At 67.2% G+C, this 24,460-nt stretch carries 24 protein-coding genes; 15 read left to right on the top strand and 9 right to left on the bottom strand.

The window, feature by feature from the left end; genetic code table 11:
* Positions 1–69: 69 nt before the first annotated feature.
* The gene (gene gabD / locus KY49_RS12135) at positions 70–1,539 is read left to right on the top strand and encodes an NADP-dependent succinate-semialdehyde dehydrogenase (RefSeq protein ID WP_042584900.1); all 1,470 of its coding nucleotides are present in this window, start codon (positions 70–72) and stop codon (positions 1,537–1,539) included.
* 344 nt (positions 1,540–1,883) lie between these two features.
* Entirely contained in the window at positions 1,884–2,783 is a 900-nt protein-coding gene (locus KY49_RS12130) for a hypothetical protein (protein WP_042584899.1), read from the top strand.
* Between the two features lie 107 nt (positions 2,784–2,890).
* On the opposite strand, the gene KY49_RS12125 is transcribed toward KY49_RS12130, so the two are convergent.
* Both KY49_RS12125 and pcaF read right to left on the bottom strand, forming a co-directional pair.
* The gene (locus KY49_RS12125) at positions 2,891–4,435 is read right to left on the bottom strand and encodes a methyl-accepting chemotaxis protein (RefSeq protein ID WP_042584898.1); all 1,545 of its coding nucleotides are present in this window, start codon (positions 4,433–4,435) and stop codon (positions 2,891–2,893) included.
* A 485-nt stretch (positions 4,436–4,920) separates the two neighbouring features.
* Positions 4,921–6,123, bottom strand: coding sequence for a 3-oxoadipyl-CoA thiolase (pcaF, locus tag KY49_RS12120; protein WP_042584897.1), 1,203 nt, complete (start codon positions 6,121–6,123; stop codon positions 4,921–4,923).
* A 215-nt stretch (positions 6,124–6,338) separates the two neighbouring features.
* Here pcaF and KY49_RS12115 point away from each other — a divergent pair, with 215 nt between their 5' ends.
* Positions 6,339–7,127: an IclR family transcriptional regulator gene (locus tag KY49_RS12115; RefSeq protein WP_042584896.1), complete on the top strand. Its 789-nt coding sequence runs from the start codon at positions 6,339–6,341 to the stop codon at positions 7,125–7,127.
* A gap of 39 nt (positions 7,128–7,166) precedes the next feature.
* On the opposite strand, the gene KY49_RS12110 is transcribed toward KY49_RS12115, so the two are convergent.
* From KY49_RS12110 to KY49_RS12090, 5 genes are all read right to left on the bottom strand, one after another.
* The gene (locus tag KY49_RS12110) at positions 7,167–8,501 is read right to left on the bottom strand and encodes an MFS transporter (RefSeq protein ID WP_042584895.1); all 1,335 of its coding nucleotides are present in this window, start codon (positions 8,499–8,501) and stop codon (positions 7,167–7,169) included.
* Between the two features lie 53 nt (positions 8,502–8,554).
* Positions 8,555–9,742 carry a M20 aminoacylase family protein gene (locus KY49_RS12105; protein WP_042584894.1) on the bottom strand — a complete coding sequence of 396 codons (1,188 nt, stop codon included), beginning with the start codon at positions 9,740–9,742 and terminating at the stop codon, positions 8,555–8,557.
* 122 nt (positions 9,743–9,864) lie between these two features.
* Complete coding sequence (locus tag KY49_RS37110) at positions 9,865–10,362, bottom strand: DUF6138 family protein (protein WP_156162484.1); 498 nt, start codon at positions 10,360–10,362, stop codon at positions 9,865–9,867.
* Positions 10,310–10,927 (bottom strand): glutathione S-transferase family protein, encoded by a 618-nt coding sequence (locus KY49_RS12095; RefSeq protein WP_042584892.1) that lies wholly within the window; start codon positions 10,925–10,927, stop codon positions 10,310–10,312. Before KY49_RS12095 ends, KY49_RS37110 begins: the two co-directional genes overlap by 53 nt.
* 43 nt (positions 10,928–10,970) lie before the next feature.
* Positions 10,971–11,336, bottom strand: coding sequence for a hypothetical protein (locus KY49_RS12090; protein ID WP_010093842.1), 366 nt, complete (start codon positions 11,334–11,336; stop codon positions 10,971–10,973).
* 82 nt (positions 11,337–11,418) lie between these two features.
* On the opposite strand from KY49_RS12090, the gene KY49_RS12085 reads away from it, so the two are divergent.
* Entirely contained in the window at positions 11,419–11,865 is a 447-nt protein-coding gene (locus KY49_RS12085; protein WP_042584891.1) for a MarR family winged helix-turn-helix transcriptional regulator, read from the top strand.
* A gap of 68 nt (positions 11,866–11,933) precedes the next feature.
* Complete coding sequence (locus tag KY49_RS12080) at positions 11,934–12,521, top strand: hypothetical protein (RefSeq protein ID WP_042584890.1); 588 nt, start codon at positions 11,934–11,936, stop codon at positions 12,519–12,521.
* Between the two features lie 51 nt (positions 12,522–12,572).
* Here KY49_RS12080 and KY49_RS37105 read toward each other — a convergent pair whose 3' ends face one another.
* Positions 12,573–12,737 (bottom strand): hypothetical protein, encoded by a 165-nt coding sequence (locus KY49_RS37105; protein WP_156162483.1) that lies wholly within the window; start codon positions 12,735–12,737, stop codon positions 12,573–12,575.
* Between the two features lie 215 nt (positions 12,738–12,952).
* On the opposite strand from KY49_RS37105, the gene KY49_RS12075 reads away from it, so the two are divergent.
* From KY49_RS12075 to KY49_RS12065, 3 genes are all read left to right on the top strand, one after another.
* On the top strand, positions 12,953–13,873 hold the full coding sequence (locus KY49_RS12075; protein WP_042584889.1) for a LysR family transcriptional regulator: 921 nt from the start codon (positions 12,953–12,955) through the stop codon (positions 13,871–13,873).
* 224 nt (positions 13,874–14,097) lie between these two features.
* A complete protein-coding gene (locus tag KY49_RS12070) occupies positions 14,098–14,880 on the top strand; it encodes an ABC transporter substrate-binding protein (RefSeq protein WP_042584888.1) in 783 nt (260 codons plus the stop codon).
* A 251-nt stretch (positions 14,881–15,131) separates the two neighbouring features.
* Entirely contained in the window at positions 15,132–16,247 is a 1,116-nt protein-coding gene (locus KY49_RS12065; RefSeq protein WP_042584887.1) for a succinylglutamate desuccinylase/aspartoacylase family protein, read from the top strand.
* Between the two features lie 94 nt (positions 16,248–16,341).
* Here the strand turns inward: KY49_RS12065 and KY49_RS12060 are convergent, their stop codons facing one another.
* The gene (locus KY49_RS12060; protein WP_010090098.1) at positions 16,342–17,151 is read right to left on the bottom strand and encodes a MetQ/NlpA family ABC transporter substrate-binding protein; all 810 of its coding nucleotides are present in this window, start codon (positions 17,149–17,151) and stop codon (positions 16,342–16,344) included.
* 316 nt (positions 17,152–17,467) lie between these two features.
* Here KY49_RS12060 and KY49_RS12055 point away from each other — a divergent pair, with 316 nt between their 5' ends.
* The 7 genes from KY49_RS12055 (at position 17,468) to KY49_RS12025 (ending at position 24,453) form a co-directional block, all read left to right on the top strand.
* Entirely contained in the window at positions 17,468–18,625 is a 1,158-nt protein-coding gene (locus tag KY49_RS12055) for a porin (protein ID WP_042584886.1), read from the top strand.
* Positions 18,626–18,830: 205 nt separating this feature from the next.
* Positions 18,831–19,091 carry a DUF2866 domain-containing protein gene (locus KY49_RS12050; RefSeq protein ID WP_042584885.1) on the top strand — a complete coding sequence of 87 codons (261 nt, stop codon included), beginning with the start codon at positions 18,831–18,833 and terminating at the stop codon, positions 19,089–19,091.
* A gap of 89 nt (positions 19,092–19,180) precedes the next feature.
* Positions 19,181–19,564: a DUF6232 family protein gene (locus tag KY49_RS12045; RefSeq protein ID WP_042584884.1), complete on the top strand. Its 384-nt coding sequence runs from the start codon at positions 19,181–19,183 to the stop codon at positions 19,562–19,564.
* A 125-nt stretch (positions 19,565–19,689) separates the two neighbouring features.
* Positions 19,690–19,917, top strand: a complete 228-nt coding sequence (locus KY49_RS12040) for a hypothetical protein (protein ID WP_042584883.1) — start codon at positions 19,690–19,692, stop codon at positions 19,915–19,917.
* Between the two features lie 222 nt (positions 19,918–20,139).
* Positions 20,140–22,410 carry a TonB-dependent hemoglobin/transferrin/lactoferrin family receptor gene (locus KY49_RS12035; protein WP_042584882.1) on the top strand — a complete coding sequence of 757 codons (2,271 nt, stop codon included), beginning with the start codon at positions 20,140–20,142 and terminating at the stop codon, positions 22,408–22,410.
* A 49-nt stretch (positions 22,411–22,459) separates the two neighbouring features.
* A complete protein-coding gene (locus KY49_RS12030; RefSeq protein WP_042585000.1) occupies positions 22,460–23,548 on the top strand; it encodes a hemin-degrading factor in 1,089 nt (362 codons plus the stop codon).
* Positions 23,545–24,453, top strand: a complete 909-nt coding sequence (locus KY49_RS12025; protein ID WP_042584881.1) for a heme/hemin ABC transporter substrate-binding protein — start codon at positions 23,545–23,547, stop codon at positions 24,451–24,453. The genes KY49_RS12030 and KY49_RS12025 overlap by 4 nt, the downstream gene beginning before the upstream one ends.
* Positions 24,454–24,460: the final 7 nt, after the last annotated feature.

Below are 24,460 nucleotides of genomic sequence, written 5' to 3'. Positions count from 1 at the left end.
TCAACTGATCGCGCCGCCGCCGTCGTGACGACGGCGGCGGCCGTTTCATCTTCAAAGCAGGCAATCCATATGAGCTCTGTCCAGGAATCCCTTTCCCTGAAGGACCCGTCGCTGTTCCGCCAGCAGGCCTACGTCAACGGCGCATGGCAAGGCGCGGCGAACGGCGAGACGTTCGAGGTCCGCAACCCGGCGACGGGCGGCCTCGTCGGCGTCGTGCCGGTGCTGGGCGCGGCCGAGACGCGCCAGGCGATCGACGCCGCGAACGCCGCATGGCCCGCGTGGCGCAAGAAGACCGCGAAGGAACGCGCGGCGATCCTGCGCAAGTGGCATGACCTGATGATGGAAAGCGCCGACGACCTGGCGCTGATCCTGACCACCGAGCAAGGCAAGTCGCTGGCCGAGGCAAAGGGTGAAATCGGCTATGCCGCGTCGTTCCTCGAATGGTTCGCGGAAGAAGGCAAGCGCGTGTACGGCGATACGATCCCGACGCCGGCGAACGACAAGCGCATCGTCGTGACGAAGGAGCCGGTCGGCGTGTGCGCGGCGATCACGCCGTGGAACTTCCCGGCGGCGATGATCACGCGCAAGGTCGGCCCGGCGCTCGCCGCGGGCTGCCCGATCGTCGTGAAGCCGGCCGAGGCGACGCCGTTCTCCGCGCTCGCGATGGCCGTGCTGGCCGAGCGCGCGGGCGTGCCGGCCGGCGTGTTCAGCGTCGTGACGGGCGACCCGAAAGCAATCGGCGGCGAACTGACGTCGAACCCGGTCGTGCGCAAGCTGTCGTTCACCGGCTCGACGCCGGTCGGCCGCCTGCTGATGGCGCAATGCGCGCCGACGGTCAAGAAGGTGTCGCTGGAGCTGGGCGGCAACGCGCCGTTCATCGTGTTCGACGATGCCGACCTCGACGCGGCGGTGCAGGGCGCGATCGCGTCGAAGTACCGCAACAGCGGCCAGACCTGCGTGTGCACGAACCGCTTCTACGTGCACGAAGCCGTGTACGACCAGTTCGCGCAGAAGCTCGCGGCGGCGGTCGGCCAGCTGAAGGTCGGGCGCGGCACCGAGCCGGGCGTCACGCAAGGCCCGCTGATCAACGAAGCGGCCGTACTGAAGGTCGAGGCGCACATCGAGGACGCGCTCGCGAAAGGCGCGACCGTCGTCACGGGCGGCAAGCGCCACGCGCTCGGCCACGGCTTCTTCGAGCCGACCGTGCTGACGGGCGTCACGCCGGCGATGAAGGTCGCGAAGGAAGAGACGTTCGGGCCGCTCGCGCCGCTGTTCAAGTTCGGCAGCGACGACGAAGTGATCCGCCTCGCGAACGACACCGAGTTCGGCCTCGCCGCATACTTCTACAGCCGCGACATCGGCCGCGTGTGGAAGGTCGCCGAAGCGCTCGAGTACGGAATGGTCGGCGTCAACACCGGCCTGATCTCGAACGAAGTCGCGCCGTTCGGCGGCGTGAAGCAGTCCGGCCTCGGCCGCGAAGGCTCGCACTACGGCATCGACGACTACGTCGTGATCAAGTACCTCTGCCTCGCTGTTTGACGGTTCGGGGCCTGCCGCTTCGGTGACGGGCCCTGACCGCCCGGCCGGAACCGGGCGGTCCGGCGCGGGCCGGCATCCTCTCCGCCGCGCCCGCGTCACCTGAACGCGTTCACCGCATTCACGCGACGCGTTACCCGCTGCTTGAGATTTTGTCAGGCTTTCGCGCAATTTTCGGTCACGTCTCATTCCTTTGATCGTTGGAACCATTTAGGTTGATAGTCCTTACTCAACCTTGATCGCCAACGAATGAATCTCCCGCCTCTCGAATTCCCTTTGCGTCGGTCAACAATGGACCCCAGGCGCCCATCCGGCTCGCGCAATTCAATCACCTTCCCTTCTTCGAAATGACACGAACGACCGATCACGAACAGTTCAATGTCGTCTACGACGGGCCAGCGCTGACCGAGCACCGCATGGATGTGCGCGACCTTGCCCCGGCGCTGGTCGCGATCGCGGATCTATTCTCGTTCGCCAACAAGGAACTCAATGGCGACAATACCGAGGTTCGGCTGGAGGTCAAAGGAAGCTTCAAAGCTGGTTCGTTTCATTCCGAGCTGATTTTCATCCAGTCGTTAGCCAACCAGATTCGCGACATCTTCGCTGGACCAAACGCCGCTGCCTTCAGCAATGCGCTTGCCATCCTTGGCGCACTTGGCATCGTCGGCAGCGGAGGACTGATCGGTCTCATTCGCAAATTGCGAGGCAACCGACCGCATCGAATCGAGCCGACGGGTTCGAACGTAAGAATCTGGGTGACGGAAAAGGAATCGCTCGAGGTCGAAGAAGCGGTATATCGCCTCTATCGAAGCAAAACGGTGCGGGTCAGTTTGCAGAAGACCCTGTCCCCATTGGAGCGGGACGGAATTACCAGCTTCGGTATTGTTCGAGGCACCAAGGTCGAACTCGCAATCGAGAACGATGAACTCGGCACATTCGCCATCTTCGAAGAAGCGGGCGAAGTCGTTTCGGACGTGGTGGGCCGAAAGGTACTCCTCCTCGAATCCGTTGTGTTCAAGGACGGCAACAAGTGGCGCGTACACGATGGAACATATCCGTTCTTCGCTGCCCTGGATGACGAGGAATTCCTTGCAAAGGTCAATGCCGGCGAACGATTCGGAAAAGGGGACGTGCTGGTGGTCGATCTTCGTCAAATTCAGATCATCGGCGATGACGGGCTCAAGAACGAATACCGCATCCTCAAGGTGCACGAGCACCGGGCGCCGCTGCAATCATCCCTGCTTTGACAGGGCGGCGCGCGGCCCGAGGCGTCATCGGGCCGCGAACGTCCGCCATGTCCCGGCCAAGTTCCGCATCTGAGGGCGCGCGCCGGACGACGACAGCGCCCGGCCAATCACCTGAACGCGTTCACCGCCTCGACGAGCCGCGTCGCCTGCTGCTTCAGGCTTTCCGACGCCGCCGTGCTCTGCTCGACGAGCGCCGCGTTCTGCTGCGTGATGCTGTCGAGATGCACGACCGCCTGATCGACCTGCGTGACGCCCGAGCTCTGCTCGGCGGTCGACGCGCTGATCTCCGCGATCAGGTCCGACACCCGCTTCACCTGCGCGACGATGTCCTCCATGGTCCGCCCCGCGCCGTCGACCAGCTGCGCGCCCGATGAAATGCGCGCCACGCTGTTCTCGATCAGCGTCTTGATCTCCTTCGCCGCATTCGCGCTGCGCTGCGCGAGCGAGCGCACCTCGCCCGCGACCACCGCGAAACCCCGCCCCTGATCGCCCGCGCGCGCCGCCTCGACCGCTGCGTTCAGCGCCAGGATGTTGGTCTGGAACGCGATCCCGTCGATCACGCCGATGATGTCCGAGATCCGGCGCGAGCTGTCCGTGATGTCGTTCATCGTATTGACGATCTCGGACATCGCATGCCCGCCGCGTTCCGCCGCCTCGCTGGCCGAGACGGACAACTGGTTCGCCTGCTGCGCGGTCTGCGCGTTGCTGTCGACGGTCGCCGTCATCTCCGCCATCGACGCGGCCGTCTGCTGCACGCTCGACGCGGCCTGCTCGGTGCGCGCGCTCAGGTCGTTGTTGCCCTGCGCGATCTCGTTGCTCGCACGCTGCACGTTGAGCACCTGCTCGCTGACGTCGTCGACCAGCCAGCGGAACATCAGCCCGAGCTGGTTGATCGTGCGCAGCGTCATGCCGATCTCGTCGACGCGGTCCATGCGGGCGCCGCCGCGGCGATCGCCGGTCGCGACGTTCAGCGCCTGGTCGCGCAACTGCTTCAGCGGGCGGGCAATCTGCGCATCGAGCCACATGCCGGCCGCCGCGGCGGCGCCGACCGTCACCGCGGCGAACGCCGCGAGCCCGCCGCCGTCGAGACCGCACGCCCAGCCCGCCCCGACGACCACCGGCGCAAGCGCGAGCAGCGTCGAGTGAAGACGCCAGCGCACCGACATCGTCCGGAACAGCGACGTGAAGCCGAGCAGGCCGGTGCGCACGACCAGCCCCTTGTGGAAACGCCGCTTGCCGGCGCGGCCTTCGCGAAAGTCGCGATACAGCGCCTCGGCGGCCGCGATCTGGTCGCGCGGCGCCTTCGTGCGCACCGACAGGTAGCCCTCGGTGCGGCCGTTGCGCATCACCGGCACCGCGTTCGCGCGCACCCAGTAATGGTCGCCGTCCTTGCGGCGGTTCTTGACGAGCGCGGTCCATGGTTCGCCGCCCTTGAGCGTCGCCCACATGTCGGCGAACGCCTCCTTCGGCATGTCCGGGTGCCGCACGAGGTTGTGCGGCTGGCCTTGTATCTCCTCGCGGGAATAGCCGCTGATATGAATGAACGTCGCATTCGCATAGGTGATGATGCTGTCTGCGTCAGTGGTCGACATCAGCGTCGCATCGTCGGGGAATTCGAATTCGTGTTGGGTAACGGGCTGGTTGTTGCGCATCAAGCAGAGCTCCGAATGGCGGGTCTTGCGCCCGCTTCAGGATTGACGACTCGGATCATTCGCGCCCGGTTTCACCGCTCGCGAATGATCGTGCCTCTGCTATTTCGACAACCCCCTCTAAAACATTACCCCCCGCGCGTAGAAAATATGTCAAAAAAGCTCGCGCAATGATTTAAATCAACAGAATCGTTTGCGACAGAGCAAATCCATGCCAGTCAAGTCGACGATGCCGAGTCGCGATGAACGGCACGAGCAAGTTGAATAGCAATACGATTATTTCGAGATTTAAAACAACAAAAGAATTGCGATGAACTTGCGGATATTTCGCTGTATGAAGCGCGATGAATCGGCATGACGCAGCAATTCGGTTTCGGCGTTGCTCGCCCCCAAAGCAAAACCGCCCGGCTTCGCGCGACAGGCGCGCGAGCCGGGCGGTTGCCAACCGGGAAGAAAGGGATGGGTGCGGCCGCGCCGCACCCGCGGCGTCAGACGCGTTCGATCGCGAGCGCGATGCCCTGGCCGACGCCGATGCACATCGTGCACAGCGCATAACGGCCCTTCGTGCGGTGCAGCTGGTACATCGCGGTGGTCACGAGACGCGCGCCGGATGCGCCGAGCGGATGGCCGAGCGCGATCGCGCCGCCGTTCGGGTTCACGCGCGGATCGTCGTCCGCGACGCCCAGCATGCGCAGCACCGCGAGCCCTTGCGACGCGAACGCCTCGTTCAGCTCGATCACGTCGAACTGGTCGATCGTCATGCCGAGCCGCGCGAGCAGCTTCTGCGTGGCCGGCGCCGGGCCGATGCCCATCACGCGCGGCGCGACGCCCGCCGTCGCGATGCCGAGCACGCGGGCGCGCGGCGTCAGGCCGAAGCGCTTCGCGTTCTCCTCGTTCGCGAGCAGCAGCGCCGCTGCGCCGTCGTTGACGCCCGACGCGTTGCCGGCCGTCACAGTGCCGTCCGGGCGCACGACGCCCTTGAGCTTCGCCAGCGTCTCCAGCGACGTCTCGCGCGGATGCTCGTCGCGCGACACGACGAGCGGGTCGCCCTTTTTCTGCGGGATCGTCACCGCGACGATCTCCTCCGCCAGCGTGCCGTCCTGCTGCGCGCGTGCGGCTTTCTGCTGGCTGCGCAGCGCGAACAGGTCCTGGTCGGCGCGGCTGACGTGGTAGTCGGTCGCGACGTTTTCGGCGGTTTCCGGCATCGAATCGACGCCGTGCAATTGTTTCATCAGCGGATTCACGAAGCGCCAGCCGATCGTCGTATCGAAGATGTCGGCCTGGCGCGCGAATGCGCTCGCCGCCTTGCCCATCACGAACGGCGCGCGGGTCATGCTCTCGACGCCGCCCGCGATCATCAACCCGGCCTCGCCGGACTTGATCGCGCGCGCGGCGGAGCCGACCGCATCCATCCCGGAGCCGCACAGGCGGTTGATCGTCGAGCCCGGCACGACCTGCGGCAGGCCCGCGAGCAGCAGCGACATGCGCGCGACGTTGCGGTTGTCCTCGCCCGCCTGGTTCGCGCAGCCGTAGATCACGTCGTCGATCGCGGACCAGTCGACGTCGCGGTTGCGTTCGACGAGCGCCTTGAGCGGCACCGCGCCCAGATCGTCGGCGCGCACGCCGGACAGCGCGCCGCCGTAACGTCCGATCGGCGTGCGGATCGCATCACACAGGAAAGCTTCGGTCATCAGTGTCTCCGGGAGGAAATGATATGGGCGCCCCCATTGCATTGCCCGCCGGGATGCGCTTAAATGTTCTATATACGAACATAAGATCGTGTATCGAACGTTCGATGCATCATAGGGAGTGCGGGGACGGCCTGTCAAGCGCCGGCGGCGGCCGCGCGGTTGGCGTGTCAGGCCCCATGCGCTATCTTCTCGGCTGCACGATATTCCGACAGGTCATGACTACCGAAGACATCCAGGCCAAACCCGGCGACTCCTACGTCCAGTCGTTCGCGCGCGGGCTCGCGGTGATCCGCGCGTTCGACGCGGACCGTCCCGAACAGACCCTCACCGAAGTCGCGTCGGCCACCGGCCTGACGCGCGCCGGCGCGCGCCGGATCCTGCTCACGCTGCAGACGCTCGGCTACGTCGAGGCGGACGGCCGGCTGTTCCGGCTCACGCCGAAGATTCTCGAGCTCGGCTTCGCGTACCTGACGTCGATGCCGTTCTGGAATCTCGCCGAGCCGGTGATGGAGCAGTTGTCCGCGCAGATCCACGAGAGCTGCTCGGCGGCCGTGCTCGACCGCACCGAGATCGTCTACGTGCTGCGCGTGCCGACGCACAAGATCATGACGATCAACCTGTCGATCGGCAGCCGGCTGCCCGCGTACTGCACGTCGATGGGCCGCGTGCTGCTGTCCGCGCTCGACGACGCGACGCTCGACGCCACGCTCGCGCAGAGCGGCATCCGCGCGCACACGCCGCGCACGATCACGGACCTCGGCGAACTGAAGGCAGCGATCGCGCTCGTGCGCCGGCAGGGCTGGGCGATCGTCGACCAGGAACTGGAAGTGGGGCTGCTGTCGATCTCGGCGCCGATCCGCAACCGGCGCGGGCAGATCATCGCGGCGATGAACGTGAGCGGCAATGCGCAGCGGCATACCGCGAAGCAGATGGTGAAGGAGTTTCTCGGGCCGCTGCAGCAGGCGGCGCAGACGGTGTCGGAGCTGGTTGCGCGGCGGGGGTGACGGGTCGGCAACCGGCAAATCGGACGCGCCGTTGCGCCGTCAGTCGCCCCGCTCCCCTGCCGTCTCGCGCAGCATCGCCACCGCCGCCAGCGACACCAGCACGCACACCGCGACGTAACCCGCCGGCGCGAGCTTGCTGCCGGTCGTCTGCACGAGCCACGTCGCGACGAGCTGCGACGTGCCGCCGAAGATCGTCACCGCGAGCGCATACGCGATCGAGATCCCGGTCGCGCGCACGCGGCGCGGAAAGGATTCGCACATCAGCGCGAATTCCGATGCGGAACCCATCGAATAGAACAGCAGCATCAGCGCGGTCAGCGGCATGATGACCGACAGCGACGGGTGACGGTTCATCAGCCAGAACGCGGGGAACAACAGCACGACGAGCACGCCGCGCCCGACGAAGATCGGCAGGCGTCGGCTGCCGATCCGGTCCGACAGCCACCCGAACAGCGGGCACGTCAGCAGCATCACGCATCCCGACGCGACGCCGACGAACATCGACAGCTTCATCGGCAGGCCGAGCGTGTGGATCGCATAGGTCGGCATGTAGAAGGTCAGGATGTAGGTCGACACCGTGCCGCCCATCACCGTCAGCGCCAGCAGCAGCACCGTGCGCGCATGCTGCGTGAACAGCTCGCGCAGCACGCCGCCGTCGATGCCGTGGCGACTGTCGCCCGGTGCGTCGTCGGCGAGGCGCCGGCGCAGGATCATGCCGACCGGCGCGATCAGCACGCCCACGAAGAACGGAATCCGCCAGCCCCAGCTTTCGAGCGCGCCCTTCGTCAGCGTGTTCGACAGCAGCGCCGCGAAGCCCGAGCCCATCAGCGCCGCGCCGCCCTGCGTCGCGAGCTGCCAGCTCGCGCGCAAGCCGCGCCGCGACACGCCGCCCTGCTCGAGCAGCGTCGACGTCGCCGCGCCGAACTCGCCGCCTTGCGAGAAGCCCTGCATCAGCCGCGCGCAGACGACGATCAGCGGCGCGGCCACGCCGATCTGCGCATAGGTCGGCGCGATCGCGATCAGGCCGGTGCCGAGCGCCATCAGCATGATCGTCAGGTTCAGCGCGGCCTTGCGTCCGTTGCGATCCGCATAGACGCCGAGCACGATGCTGCCGAGCGGCCGCGTGAAGAAGCCCGCCGCGAACGTCGCGACCGACAGCAGCAGCGACGTCGTCGGATCGCTCGACGGGAAATACAGCTTGCCGATCAGCACCGCGAAGAATCCGTACACGGTGAAATCGAAGAATTCCAGCCAGTTGCCGATCACGGCCGCCGCGATCGCGCCGCGCCGGGTAACCGCGGGGGAATCGGGCCGGGCGTCGGCCGCGATGGCGGCGGGCGCGGCGGCAGGCAATGCGAGAGGATCTTTCTGCATCGTTCAGGTCTCCGATCGAATCGGCCGGAACCGCCGGCCGCGCGCCGCCGGTGTCAGCGGCCCAGAAAACGCTCCACGAGGCGCGTCCAGAATGCCGCGCCGATCGGCAGGTTGCGATCGTTGAAGTCGTATTTCGGGTTGTGCACCATGCAGCCGTCCTCGCCCGCGCCGTTGCCGAGGCGCACGAACGAACCGGGGCGCCGCTGCAGCATGAACGCGAAATCCTCGCTGCCCATCAGCAGGTCGGCCTGCTCGACGACGTTCGCGTCGCCGACCAGCTCGCGCGCGACCTGCGCGGCGAAATCGGTTTCGGCATCCGAATTGACGACGACCGGATAGCCTTCGATGTACTCGACGTGCGCGGTCGCGCCGTAGCTCGCGGCCTGCGACTCGGCGAGCTCGACGATGCGGCGCTTGAGCAGCGCGCGCACGTCGGGGCTGAACGAGCGCACGCTCAGCTCGAGCCGAGCGCCGTGCGGAATCACGTTGTTCGCGGTGCCAGCGTGCATCGAGCCGACCGTGACCACGGCGGGCTGCGCGGGATCGACGTTGCGCGCGACGATCGTCTGCAGCGCCATCACGATGCTCGCCGCGACGACGACCGGATCGACCGTCAGGTGCGGCCGCGCCGCGTGCCCGCCGACGCCGTCGATCGAGATGATCGCCTTGTCGCCCGCCGACATGAACGGGCCGCGCCGCGTCAGGAACACGCCGGGTGCCGCGCCCGGATGGTTGTGCATGCCGAACACCGCGTCGCACGGGAAGCGCTCGAACAGGCCGTCGTCGATCATCTTCTTCGCGCCGCTGTCGACGCCGTGCTCCTCGGCCGGCTGGAAATACAGGTGCACGGTGCCGGAGAAGTTGCGCGTCTTCGCGAGATGCTGCGCGGCGCCGAGCAGCATCGTCGTGTGGCCGTCGTGCCCGCACGCGTGCATCTTGCCGTGCGCCGCGCTGGCGTACGGCAGGCCCGTCGCCTCGACGATCGGCAGCGCGTCCATGTCCGCGCGGATGCCGATGCTGCGCGCGCCGTCGCCGACTCGCAGCGTGCCGACCACGCCGGTCCTGCCGACGCCGCGCGTGACCTGCCAGCCCCATTGCGCGAGCCTGTCGGCGACGAGCCCGGCGGTTTCGATTTCCTCGTACGCGAGTTCGGGATGGCGGTGGATGTGATGGCGGATCTCGCGCAGGCCGTCGGCGGCAGGCAGCAGATCGTCGATTTCGGTAAAGCGGGGGGCGGTCATGAACGGGCTCCGGCTCGTGTTCCTGTGTGGCGCCCGCGTCGATGGGGCGATGAAGGCGAGCCACTATATCGAGCCAAATCCCGTTCAATAAGATGCGGAATTTTTCACCGCGATAAGGTTTTTTAATCAGGGTTATCCCGAGCGAGCCCGCACGCGCGATCAGCCCGGCACCGCCTCGTGCAGTGCCTTGAGCCCGTCAGGGGCGCCTCGGCGACGAGCGTCTCGGGATGCGTGCTCCCAGCCTCCCCCCAGATCGCATGGACGACCGCCTTCCACGCGTGGTCAGGAACGCAGCCGCCGCCGTCGAACACGGCGAACGTGCCGGGCATCGCCGGGTCCGCTTCGTCGATGTTCGTGTACCACTCGTGCTCGCGCATGGCCAGCCGCGCGTATTGCGCGATGAACGGCCGCCATTCCGGATAACCGGTTGCGTTGGCAAACAGTTGATGAACGCCCTTTTTCGGCAGCCCTTTGACGGGCAGGCAATGCTTGGCCGGGCTTCGAAACGCCGACGAGAGACGCGCTCGTCGCAGGATCGCCTCCCTCCCCGGCGGCCAGCCCGCTTCGTCACGCCGCCCGGCGCGCGTCGGCGATGCGCTGCGGCGCGTTGGGCCGCGCATACAGGCGTTCGAGATACGCCTGCAATTGCGGAAATGCGTCGATCAGCTTGAGTTCGTTGGCCCAGTCGATCAGATAGGCCGTCACGCAGTCGGCAACCGTCAGCGCGTCGCCGACGATGAACGCACGCCCGTCGAGATGCCTGTCGAGGATCGCCGCCATGTTCACGAAATCCTCCCGCGCCAGCGCGATATCGGCCGGCAGGCGCTTGTCCGGCGGATAGAGCATCGTGTGCCGGGTGATTCTCCACAGCGGCTGTTCGAGCTCGGTGACCGCGAACATGACCCAGCGATAGGCCTGCGCCCGCGCGGCGAGATCGACCGGCAGCAGCGCCTTCTGCGGGTACTTGTCCGCGAGATACAGCACGATTGCCGCCGATTCGGGAATCACGAGGTCGCCGTCCACCAGCACGGGGACCTTGCCCGCGGGATTGAGGCGCAGGAATTCGGGCCGCTTGTGCTCGCCTTCGAGCAGGTTGACCGAGATGAATTCGAAATCCGCATCGAGCTCCTTGAGCCCCCATAGCGCGCGTTGCGAACGGGTTCCGGCGAATCCGTAGAGTTTCATGGCGAATCTCCAAAGTGTCGGGGAAAGCTCCTGCCGGCGGCGTTCACGCGGCGGGAATCGGCAGGACCGGCATCACGTCGATCGTCTCGCCCGGAAAGATCGTGAAATGCGGATGGCTTTCGAACATCCTGGCCGCGTCTTCGTGCGAAGCGGCGCGCACGACCGTAAAGGCCGTCAGCGCGTTGGCCGTATCGGCGATGCCGTGCTCGCCGATCGTCTTGGTCTTGCCGAGCGGCCCGCCGAGCTCGACGATCGACGGCTGGTGCCTTTCAACCCACGCCTTCCAGGCCGCGATGCCTTCCCGCTCCCTGGCATGCCGCTCCTGCTCCGTCATCGCCTGCCACGCCTTCATGCGCGGGCTGTCCTTGCCGGCGAGGAAAACCGCGAGAAACAACTGCTGATCGCTCATGACGCCTCCGTCCGATGAAGGGAGCAACGGGATGTCGCTCCCCGCCCTTGACACAATAGGTTGATATCAACACAATTGCAACATGTCCCGTACAGCCAAGCTCCCCTTCGAAACGACGCTGATGGTGCGCGACTGCTGCCTGTGCCTGCACATGCAGCGCGCGGCGCGCAACCTCGCGCGCATCTTCGACGACGCGCTGCGTCCGCTCGACCTCACGAACGGGCAGTTCTCGCTGCTGATGTCGCTCAATCGTCCTCATCCGCCCGCGATGAAGGACGTGGCGTCGCTGCTGGCTATGGATCGCACGACGCTGACGGCCGCGCTCAAGCCGCTCGAGCGCCGCGGCCTCGTCGCGATCGAGCCGGACCCCGACGACAAGCGCAGCCGCCTGCTCAGCCTGACGCCGGCCGGCCATCGACTGTTGGCCAAGGCGTTCCCCGTATGGCAGCAGACGCACGCCGAAATCGAGCAGCCGTTCTCCCCGGACGAGGTGGATCGCCTGCGCGACCAGTTGCGGGCGCTCTCGTAGCGCGTGCAGCGCAAAAGGCAATATCGCAATGCCGGTGCTACGATCGAGCTTTTCGTCACGGAGCCGCGATGAACGCGCTGGGGATCGTTTCCGAATCGGCGAGCCGGGCATCCGAGCGCCGGCCGCCGTTCATTCCATCGTTCGGTTTCCATGAAGTGCATCAATCGCGGCCGATCGCCGCGGACGCGCGCCGCATCATCGACGCCGTTACGTCGCTGGACATGCGCGCCGACCCGCTCGTCGACGCGCTGCTGACCGTGCGCGAATTCCCGTCGACCGTCATTGGCGCGCTGCGCAACGAATCGGCGCGCCGCGAGCGATTCGGCTTCGACACGTTCACGCCGCTGCAACGCGACGATCGATCGCTGACGCTCGGCCTCGTCGGGCCATTCTGGCGCCCGGCTCTCGACGTGCGAACCATCGACGACGCTGCCGCCTTCATGCGCCACGCCGACCCGCGCGATGCGAAGCTCGTGCTGCGTTTCGAGGTGGTCGAGTGCGGACACGGCGCGCACGCGCTGCGCACCGAAACCTTCGTGCATTGCCCCACGGCGCGCACGAGACTCCTGTTCACGCCCTACTGGCTGGCGATCCGGCTGGCGAGCGGCTGGATCCGCCGCCGCACGCTGGCTGCCGTCGAAACGGCGCTCGCGTAGCACGGGAGCGGCTGCGGCGCTTCCCACCCTTGGTGTCTGCGCCACCAATCGTCAAAGCATCCGCTTCAGCGTGCCGGCTGCGACATGGCCGAGCCTCGACACATGATCCTGCGCGTAGCCGCGCACGTCGCCGCTCGGCAGCGACGCGCAGGCGACGCGGATCGCCTGCAGCCCCGACGTCACCTTCCCCGAAACCCGATCGAGCCAGTCACGCATCAAATGGCTTTTCCCGGATATTTTCTTGAATTGGCCGAATTCATGTCGCGTGCGGCCTTCCGGTCGCCATCTTGCCCGAACGGCGGCGAATTTTGTCGGATAAAGATCCGGTTTGCGTTGCGATGCCGTCCCGCTTTGCAAACCCGGCCTCGCGATGTAAATAAGAACCGCTAAGCGAATTCGCCGGCATCGCCCCATGCACCCGGACCCGCCCCATGACCCGCATCCGCAGCCCCCTGAACATCGCGCAGCTCCAGGCCTTCGTCTGCGCCGCGCACCACCGCAGCCTGCGCGCCGCCGCGCGCGAGCTCGGCGTCACGCAGCCCGCGATCACGCATACGATCCGCGAACTCGAAACGGCGCTCAACGCGGAGCTGCTGGTGCGCACCGTGCGCGGCGTCGAGCTGACCGCGTGCGGCCATGCGCTGCTGCCGCGCGCCGAGCAGCTGCTCGGCGACATGCGCCGCACCGTCGAGGCGGTCGAGCAGGTAAAGGGGGAAATGGCGGGACGCGTCGCGGTCGGCACGATGCCGTCGATCGCGCTGACCGCGCTGCCGCACGCGGTCACGGCGTTCCGCCGCGCGATGCCGCGCGTGAGCCTGCATCTCGAGGAGGTGACGGTGCCGGAAGCGCTCGCGCAACTGCGCAACGGCACGCTCGACATCGCTGCGATGCACCATGTCCCGGCGCTGGACCGCGATTTCACGCAATGGCCGCTGTTCTCGACCGAGTTCGTGGTCGCGATGCGCGACGGCCATCCGCTCGCCGGCGCGCGCCGGCTCGCCGAGCTGGTCGACGCGGAATGGATCGTCACGGTCGGCCCCGACGAGTTCCCGCACAGCGTGATGATCGCGATGTTCGGCGCGCACGGCCTGCCGCCGCCGCAGCGACTGCTGCACTCGCCGATGTCGTTCGCGGTGACGCTCGGGCTCGTCGCGCGCTCGGACGTGATCGGCTGCTTCACGCGCCCGCTCGCGGCGATGGTCGCGCCGCTCGGCATCCGCACGGCCGAGCTCGACGAACGCCTGCCTCGCTTCGACCTGTCGATCATCGCGCGGCGCGACCTGCTGCCGACGCCGGCCGTCACCCAGTTCGTCACGTGCCTGCAGCGCGCCGTCAACGAAACGCTGGGCTGAATCGTTCCTCTCCCCGAGACGGTCGCGCAGGCCCGTCACCGGCGTGAACAGGCGCTAAGGGCATGTCCTAAGCGCACCACCGGTATTTTGTCTTGATAATCTGCGCACGTCGTGCGTCCTTATCGGGCGGGCGAATCTGACAGTCCGACGCGAAGCCGCGCCGGGCCGAAGGCTTACGGCGCGGCACGACCGCGCATCCATCGAACAAAACGAGGAGTCACCGAGTGAAAAAAATTCTTGCGGCTGTGACGGTTGCCCTGCTTGCCGTATCGGCCGGCAGCGCATACGCGAAGGACTGGACCACCGTGCGTTTCGGCGTCGACGCAAGCTACCCGCCTTTCGAATCGAAAGGCCCGGACGGCAAGGTGGTCGGCTTCGACGTGGATCTCGGCAACGAAATCTGCGCGCGCATGAAGGCGAAGTGCGTGTGGATCGAGAATGATTTCGACGGCATGATTCCGGCGCTGAAGGCGCGCAAGTTCGACGGCGTGCTGTCGTCGATGTCGATGACGCCGGCGCGCGAGGAGCAGATCGCGTTCTCGGCGAAGCTGTTCAACACGCCGACGCGCCTCGTCGCGAAGAAGGGTTCGTCGCTGATGCCGGACGTGAAGTCGGTGAAGGGCCACCGCATCGGCGTCGAGCAGGGCACGATCCAGGAAACGTACGCGAAGACCTACTGGGCGCCGGCCGGCGCGACGGTCGTGCCGTACCAGAACCAGGACCAGGTCTATGCCGACCTGATCGCCGGCCGCCTCGACGGCGCGCTGCAGGACGCGGTGCAGGCCGACATCGGCTTCCTGAAGACCCCGCGCGGCAAGGACTTCCAGTTCGTCGGCACGGATCTCGACGATCCGAAGACGCTCGGCAACGGCGCGGGCATCGGCCTGCGCAAGGAAGACACCGACCTGAAGGCGAAGATCGACAAGGCGATCGGCGACATGCGCAAGGACGGCACGTACGACAAGATCGCGAAGAAGTACTTCGACTTCGACGTGTACGGCAAGTAAGCAGCGCGCGATTTGCGCGCACGCAGACGGGCTCCGCGAGGAGCCCGTTTTTTTATGCGCGCGCGCAACGAATCGCGCGAAACATGCCGGCGCCGATGGCGGGATGCACGTTTTTTTTTCGCATTAAACGGATGATTCTCAACGGAAAAACCAGCGCGGCGGAAGCGGTTTGATGGGTTCGCGTAAGGCAACGTACAATCGATCTTCCCCGCACACCGGATCATTCGCGGCTGCGCCGCACTCTTCTCATCATGCAAACGCAGACCCATCCGCTGATTTCCCCCGCCGTCGGCACCGAACGCCACATCACGAGCTTCCACTACGGCCCGCGCGGCGGCACCAAGATCTACATCCAGTCGTCGCTGCACGCCGACGAGCTGCCCGGCATGCTGGTCGCCGCGCTGCTGCGCCGCAAGATCGCCGCGCTCGAGACGGCCGGCAAGCTGCGCGGCGAAATCGTCATCGTGCCGGTGCCGAACCCGATCGGCCTCGCGCAGCATGTGTTCGGCGATCACCTCGGCCGCTTCGAGCTCGGCTCGATGCAGAACTTCAACCGCAATTTCTACGACCTCGCGGCGCTCGTGCTGCCGCGCGTCGAAGCACGCCTGACGAAGGACGGGGCGCGCAACGTCGCGGCCGTGCGCGCGGCGATGCGCGAGGCGCTCGACGAGCAGGCGCCGCGCACCGAGCTCGAATCGCAGCGCCTCGCGCTGCAGAAGCTGTCGTACGACGCCGACATCGTGCTCGATCTGCATTGCGACAACGACGCAGTGATGCACCTGTATACGAACCCCGACCTGTGGGAAGACGTCGAGCCGCTCGCGCGCTACCTCGACGCGCAGGCGTCGCTGCTCGCGCTGAACTCGGTCGGCAATCCGTTCGACGAGATCCACAGCTTCTGCTGGTCGGACCTGCGCGAGCGCTTCGGCGACCGCTTCCCGATCCCGAACGGCGCGATCTCGGTCACCGTCGAGCTGCGCAGCGAACGCGACGTGTCGTATGAATTCGCGGAAAAGGACGCGCAGGCGATCGTCGAATACCTGACCGCGCGCGGCGTGATCGAAGGCACGCCCGCGCCGCTGCCGCCGCTCGCGTATCCGGCGACGCCGCTCGCGGGCACCGATCCGCTCGTCGCGCCGGTGTCGGGCGTGATCGTGTTCCGCACGCCGGTCGGCGCGTGGATCGAGGTGGGGCAGGAAGTGGCCGACATCGTCGATCCGCTGACCGATCGCGTCGTCACGCTGAAGAGCAGCGTGTCGGGCGTGCTGTACGCGCGCCAGGTGGTGCGCTTCGCGACGGCCGGCATGGAGGTCGCGCGCATCGCCGGCGCGACGCCGATCCGCACGGGCTCGCTGCTGTCGGCCTGATCACCCGGACGGTCTGCTTCAAACGACATCGCCCGCTTGCGCGGGCGATGTCGTTTTCACGGGGCGGCCACGTTACGTGCGCCGGCCGTTTGCGTCAGAACGCCGGCACGATCGCACCGCCGAACTTCGTCTCGATGAACCGGCGCACGTCGTTCGACTCGTAGGCGGCGACGAGCTTCTTCACCCACGGCTTGTCCCGGTCCTGCGCGCGCACCGCGATCAGGTTCGCGTACGGGCCTTTCAGGTCCTCGATCGCGATCGCGTCCTTCACCGGCGTGAGCCCGGCCTTCACTGCGTAATCGGTGTTGATCGACGCGGCGTCGAGGTCGGGCAGCGCGCGCGGCAGCTGCGCGGCGTCGAGCTCGACGAGCTTGATCTTCTTCGGGTTCTCGGCGACGTCGAGCGGCGTCGCGTTCACGCCGTTCGTGCCGGCACCCGGCTTCAGCTTGATCACGCCGTATTTCTGCAGCAGCAGCAGCGCGCGGTTGCCGTTCGACGGGTCATTCTGGATGCCGACCTTCGCGCCCACCGGCAAATCCTTGATCGACTTGATCTTTTTCGAATAGAAAGCCATCGGCATCGTGTAGGTCAGGCCGACGCTGACGATCTTGTAGCCGCGCTGCTTGATCTGGCTGTCGAGGAACGGCTGGTGCTGGAAGCCGTTCGCTTCGAGATCGCCGGCGTCGAGCGCGGCGTTCGGCTGCACGTAGTCGTTGAATTCGATGACCTTGATCGCAAGGCCGTCGCGCGCGGCCACTTTCGTCACCACGGCCCAGATGTCCGCGTCGGGGCCGCTCATCGTGCCGATCTTCAGTGCCTGCGGGTCGGCGTGCGCGCCGGGCGCCGCGAACATCAGGGCCGCGCCGAGCGCGGCAAGGCCGGTCAACCAGTTCGAGCGTCGCATGTGGGTGTTCTCCGTCGCGTGTCGTTGTAAGAGCGCGCATCGTCGCACGGGGCCAGACCGGCACCAACCAAGCTTATTTCATGTGCATATTCCCGATCCGCGTCGAACCTCAGCCGAAATCGGCATAACCGCAGCGATCGCAACCGGGCATGATTGGGTGTCGTATCGGCACCACATATTCTTCATATGACAGAAACTGTCACATTCATTACGTTGCCTGCCGGTAAAGTTGCGACCGGTCCGTAGACGCGCCCGAAGAGCGCCGGAACCGCAACTGGACACGCAAATTACTCGCTTTACTCGCTCGGAGATTCCTTTGAACAAGAAACTGTTGACCGCCGCCATCCTGGCAGCCACGGCCAGCGCGGCCCATGCGCAAAGCAGCGTCACGCTGTATGGCTTGATCGACGCTGGTATCAGCTATGTGAACCACAGCAGCCCCAAGACCACGGGCGTCGGCAGCAAGCTGTTCAAGTTTGACGACGGCGTTGCGCAAGGCAGCCGCTGGGGCCTGCGCGGCACGGAAGACCTGGGCGGCGGCCTGAAGGCGATCTTCGTGCTCGAAAACGGCTTCAACGTCGGCACGGGCGCGGCGGGTCAAGGCGGCGCAATGTTCGGCCGTCAGGCATACGTCGGCCTGAGCCAGACCCAGTACGGCACGCTGACGTTCGGCCGCCAGTACTCGTTCTCGACCGACGTCCTCGGCGCGAACTACTCGACCGGCGGCAACACGGTCGCAGGCAACTACGCTTACCACTCGAACGACGTCGACCAACTGACGTCGAGCCGCATCAACAACGCAGTGAAGTTCCAGAGCGCGAACTACGCCGGCTTCACGTTCGGCGCGATGTACGGCTTCTCGAACACGACCGACTTCGCAGGCGCACCGGGTTCGGGCGCCACGAACTCGGGCGGTTCGTCGCGTGCATACAGCTTCGGCCTGAACTACGCGAACGGCCCGTTCGCGCTCGGCGCCGCGTACACGGACATCCGCTACCCGAGCCAGTCGACGCCGCCGATCTCGTCGTCGTTCTCGAACGTCGTCACGGGCAACGTCCGCGACCTGCGCACCTACGGTGTCGGCGGCCGCTATGTCTGGGGCCCGGCAACGGCATGGGCGCTCTGGACGCGCACGCAGTTCTCCACGGTCTCCGGTTCGGGCGGCACGTTCTACAACGCGTATGAAGCCGGCCTCAAGTACGCGCTCACGCCGGCCCTGTCGGCCGCTGCGGGATACACGTACACGAACGCGACGCAAAACGGCGGTTCGGCCCACTGGAACCAGGGCAACCTCGCGCTCGACTACGCGCTCAGCAAGCGTACCGACGTGTACGGCCTCGTGATCTACCAGAAGGCGTCGGGCGACAACGTCCAGGCGCAAATCGGCTCGAGCGCATCGAGCTACTTCGGCACGTCGGGCACCGGCTCGTCGAACCAGGTCGCCGCGCGCCTCGGCATCCGTCACAAGTTCTAAAGCGTTCGCTTAACACGCGGATCACGACGGCAAGAGCGCCCCGCCTCCCAGGCGGGGCGCTTTTTTATGGGCTTTTAAGTTTCGCTTAATTCTGGGCTGAGACGATGCACTCACCCCCCCTGTTGGCCGCCTGAGCATCGGCGGCTTTTTTTTTGACTCCGGCGGCGCGGCTGCCGGCCACCACGAGACAGGATCGGAGGCCACGATGATCGAAGATACCGTTTTCAGCCATCTGCATGCGATTCTGACGCGCGAGCACTCGCTGCCCGTCCAGAGTTGCCGCGTGTCGGTCGAGATGCAGCGCCCGTGGGGGCGCCCGTACCGGCTCGTCGAATGGACGATGCATCTCGACGCACCCGCGCGGCGCCAGGTCGTGCCGGCCGAATCGACCGACGCGGAGATCGCCGAAGCGGTCGCGTCGCACGTGCCCGGCCGGCTCTACGGCGACGGCCGGCTGCAGTTCTGACGCGATGCCGCCTCGCGTGCGGCACTCGGCCCCGTTTGACGCGGCATTGAAGTCTGCTACGCTGCGCGTTTTCGTCCACGCCACACATGATGGAAAACGCTTTCAACGAACGGGGCGTGACGGTCACGCGCAACGGCCTGTCGGCCGCCGGGCAGGTCTTTCCCTTGCGTGACATTCGTCGCGTCGATGTCGTCAAGATCCCGAAAAACAAACTCGTGCCATCACTGATCTCGCTGATCGGCGCGGTGTCGGCTGTCGCGGGCGGCCTTTTCGGGTCGACCGCCGCGCTCGTCGTCGGCGTGATGCTGGTGGTCGTCGGCTATCTGGCGTGGACGACGCAGGACGTCACGTACCGGCTCATCGTCGAGATGCCCGACGGCAAGCGCGAGGCGCTGTCGAGCATCGACGCCGGGTTCGTCGAGCAGGTCGCGCAGGTCGTGCGCGACGCGCAGGCGGCGGCCGCTGCCGCCTGATCGCTTCAGCCTTTTCCCTCTCTTCCGCCGCTCTGCTTTTCCGCCGCCGCACCGCGACGCGCGCGCGCCGACCGCCTAGTATGGAAAGACCGGCGCCCGGCGCCGCATCGACCAAGGGGGTCGGCATGAACGCTCAATCGCTGTCCGGCATGCTCCGCGCGCAGGAATTGCTGCTCGTCTCGATGATCCGTGCGCTTCCCCCCGACGCCCGCCACACGCTCGGCGAGATCTTCGCCGAGCAGATCGCGTTCGCGGAAGAGCACCACCTCGAGGGCCGCAGCGAGCGCGACACGCACGACGCGTTCATCGCCCATGCGCGCAATCTGCTGATCCGCCTCGAATCGTTGTCGTAGAGCGGCGTCCGCGCTTGCGGCGTCCGCGCGTCATCGCCACCTCGCGGCACCCGACGCACTCACCCGCCTTGAATTGATAATAATTCTCATTTACAATTCGGCACGTTTTACTCTTTTCCTTTCATCCAGCCGTTCGCCGCCTCGCGTGCGCGAACGGGCCAGCCAGGTGAACGCGTCACCCAGCCAGCCTTCGGGCTTGTTTTCATCACTGGGAGACCACCTGTGCATTGCTACACGCTGGCGCGGCGGCCGATTTGCGCTGCGCTGTTCGGCGCGTTCGGCCTGTCCGTCGCTCCGGCTTTCGCCGATTCGTTGCCGCAAGGCGCCACCCCGCCGACCCTGCTCGCCGCGTCCACGCGCGGCGATGCCGCGCTGCTCGACCCCGTCACCGTCACGGCCACCCGCACCGCAACGGCGGCGAGCCGCACGGCCGCGTCCGTGTCGGTGATCACCGACGAGGATCTCGAGGAACAGCAGGCGGCGAACATCAAGGACGCGCTGCGCTACGAGCCGGGCGTCACGGTGCGCCGCACCGCGTACCGGCCCGGCAACGCCGCGCTCGGCGGCGGCCGCGACGGCGACTCGAGCATCAACATCCGCGGCCTCGAAGGCAATCGCGTGCTGCTGATGGAAGACGGCATCCGCCTGCCGAGCGCGTTCTCGTTCGGCCCGCTCGAAGCGGGCCGCGGCGACTACGCGGACCTCGACACACTGAAGCGCATCGAGATCCTGCGCGGGCCGGCGTCGGCGCTGTACGGCAGCGACGGCCTCACCGGCGCGGTGAACTTCATCACGAAAGACCCGCAGGACCTGCTGTCGATCTATCGCAAGCCTTACTATTTCTCGTTCCGGCCGAGCTACGACTCGACCGACCGCAGCATCGGCGCGACGGTGTCGGCCGCGGCCGGCAACGATCGCGTGCAAGGGATGATCATCGCCGACGGACGGCGCGGCCACGAGATCGACACGCGCGGCAGCAACAACACCGCGAGCACGCTGCGCACCACGTCGAATCCTCAGGACGTCTACTCGGAATCGCTGCTCGGCAAGCTGGTGCTGACGCCGACCTCGCGCGACACGATCAAGCTCACCGCGGAAACCGTGCAGCGGCGCATCGGCACGAACGTGCTGTCGGCGATCAATCCGCCGACGACACTCGGCCTCACGACGAGCGACCGCCTCGAGCGCAACCGCTTCAGCATCGACTACGACTTCCACGACGACGCCTTCCGCTGGTTCCAGAACGCGCACGCGCAGTTCTACTACCAGGAAGCGACGCAGGACCAGCTCGCGTTCGAGACGCGCGGCGGCTCGCTGCGCTCCCGCTCGCGCGACAACCATTACGAGGAACGCACGTTCGGCGGCTCGGCGTTCGCGGAAAGCGGCTTCTCGACCGGCCCGTTCGCGCACAAGCTGCTGTATGGCGTCGACGGCAGCCTGTCGCGCGTGAAGAACTATCGCGACGGCACGGTGCCGGGCGTCGGCGAGGCATTCCCGAACAAGGCGTTCCCGGACACCGACTACACGCTGCTCGGCGCGTTCGTGCAGGACCAGATCGGCTACGGGCGGCTGCTCGTCACGCCGGGGCTGCGCTTCGATGCGTACCGGCTGAGCCCGAGCGCGAACGATCCGCTGTTCACCGGCAAGGCGGTGTCGACGAGCGCGCGCGAACTGTCGCCGCGCGTCGCGGTGCTGTACGAGATCACGCCCGCGCTGATTCCGTACGCGCAGTACGCGCACGGCTTCCGCACGCCGACGCCGGACCAGGCCAACAGCAGCTTCTCGAACCCGGTGTTCGGCTACACGTCGATCGGCAATCCCGACCTGAAGCCCGAGACGAGCGACACGTTCGAGGCGGGCCTGCGCGGCAAGGCGGGCACCGGCTACGGCGTCGTGCGCTACAGCGCCGCAGCGTTCACGGGCCGCTATCGCAACTTCATCTCGCGCACCACGATCGCCGGCAGCGGCCGGCCGAACGATCCGTTCGTGTTCCAGTACGTGAACTTCGCCGACGCCCGCATCCACGGCCTCGAAGGCCGCGCGGAATGGATCATGCCGAACGGCATCACGCTGAAGACCGCGCTGGCCTTCACGAAGGGCTCGACGCAGAACAACGGCGCGGCCAGCCAGCCGCTCGATTCGATCAACCCGTTCTCCGCGGTGTTCGGCGTGCGCTACGAGCCCGGCGAGCGCTGGTTCGTGCAGACCGACCTGCTGTTCCAGGCCGCGAAGCGCGACAAGGACATCCCGGCCGGCGCATGCTCGCAGGCCAACAAGCCGTGCTTCGCGCCGCCGTCGTCGTTCGTCGTCGACGTGCGCGGCGGCTACCGCTTCAACAAGCACGTGAGTGCGACGATCGGCATCCGCAACCTGTTCGATCGCAAATACTGGAACTGGTCGGACGTGCGCGGCATCGCGGCCGATTCGCAGGTGCTCGATGCGTACACCGCGCCCGGGCGCACCGTCGCCGTCAGCATGAAGGTCGATTTCTGATGCGTGCCGCCGGCGTTCCCTACCCATCCGTCACATGAAGGAGTCCGACATGATGCAATCCGCCGCTCCCGGTCAACCCGCCGCCCAAGCGCGCACCGCCGCCGCGCTGCGCGACGCGTTCGTCAAGCTCAAGGCCGAGCGCCAGCTGCGCAACCGCGACGCCGCGCAGGCGCTCGGCGTCAGCGAAGGCGAGGCGCTCGCCGCGTTCGTCGGCGAGCACGTCGTGCGGCTCGACGCGCGCTTCCCGGCGATGTTCGAGGAAATGCCGCGGCTCGGCCGCGTGATGGCGCTCACGCGCAACGAGACCGCCGTCCACGAGAAGGACGGCGCATATGCGCAGATGAGCCACGACGGCCCGGTCGGGCTCGCGCTCGGCGACATCGACCTGCGCATCTTCTACCGTCACTGGGCATCCGCGTTCGCGGTCAGCGATGCGACCGCGCACGGCACGCTGAAGAGCCTGCAGTTCTTCGACGCGCACGGCGATGCGATCCACAAGGTCTATCTGCGCGCGCACAGCGATCACGCCGCATACGACGCATTCGTCGAGCGCTGGCGCGCGCCGTCGCAGGAAGCGGGGCTCGCGGTGACGCCGGCCGCGCCGAAGGCGCCCGAGCGCGCGGACAGCGAGATCGACGTCGAGGGCTTTCGCGCGGCGTGGGACGCGATGACCGACACGCACCAGTTCTTCGGCATCACGCAGCGCTTCGGCGTGAGCCGACTGCAGGCGCTGCGGCTCGCCGAGCCGCGGTACGCGTACCCGGTCGGCACGCGTGCGCTGCGTCACGCGCTCGAACGCGCGGCCGGCAGCGGGCAGCCGATCATGGTGTTCGTCGGCAATGCGGGGATGATCCAGATCCATACCGGGCCCGTCGCAAACGTGCGCGAGATGGGCGCGTGGATCAACGTGCTCGATCCGGGCTTCAACCTGCACGTGCGCGAGGACATGATCGCCGCCGCGTGGGTCGTGAAGAAGCCGACGAGCGACGGCATCGTCACGTCGCTCGAGCTGTTCGACCGGCAGGGCGAGCACGTCGCGCTGCTGTTCGGCGAACGCAAGCCGGGCCGGCCGGAACGCGACGACTGGCGGGCGCTGGTGGCGGGCCTGCCGCCGGTGGAGCACGGAGACGCACGGTGAGCCGCGGGCCGCTCAACCGGCAGCGCCGCATCCTGCTCGCGAGCGCGGCGGTCGGTGCGCTCGCGGGCGCGCTGCCGGGCCGGGGGCGCGCGCAGGCGCCGGCGAAGCGCGTCGTCGTGATCGGCGGTGCACTCGCGGAAACGGCGTTCGCGCTCGGCGCCGCCGACGCGCGCGGCTATACGCTCGTCGGCGCCGACACGACCTGCACGTATCCCGACGCCGCGCGCCGGCTGCCGAAGGTCGGCTACCAGCGCGCGCTGTCGGCCGAGGGCCTGCTGTCGCTGCGGCCGGACCTCGTGCTCGCGTCGGCCGAGGCCGGGCCGCCGGCCGCGCTCGCGCAGGTGAAGGGCGCGGGCGTCGCGGTGACGACGTTCCGCGAAGGCCACGACGTCGATTCCGCCCGCGCGAAGATCACGGGCGTCGCGCAAGCGCTCGACGTGCGCGACGCGGGCGCGGCGCTGCTGCAGCGCTTCGACCGCGACTGGCAGGCCGCGCGCGCGACGGTCGCCGCGCAGCCGCCCGGCGGCGCGCAACCGCCGCGCGTGCTGTTCGTGCTCAACCACACCGGCAACCAGGCGCTCGCCGCGGGCCAGCGCACCGCCGCCGACGCGATGATCCGCTACGCGGGCGCGCGCAACGCGATGCAGGGCTTCGATCACTACAAGCCGCTGACGACCGAGGCGCTCGCCGCCGCCGCGCCCGACGTCGTGCTGATCTCCGACGAAGGGCTCGCCGCGGTCGGCGGCCGGGCGGCGCTGCTGGCCGCGCCGGGCTTCGCCGCGACGCCGGCCGGCCGCGCGCGGCGCGTCGTGTCGCTCGACGCACTGCTGCTGCTCGGCTTCGGCCCGCGCCTGCCGCTCGCCCTCACCACGCTGCACCGGCAACTGTCGGATGCGCTCGCCTGATTCCGGA

Origin of the sequence: Burkholderia sp. MSHR3999, from assembly GCF_000833595.1 — a bacterium.
Lineage (GTDB): Bacteria > Pseudomonadota > Gammaproteobacteria > Burkholderiales > Burkholderiaceae > Burkholderia > Burkholderia ubonensis.
The sequence above is the reverse complement of the archived record's forward strand: the minus strand, read 5'-3'. Positions and strand labels throughout refer to the sequence as shown.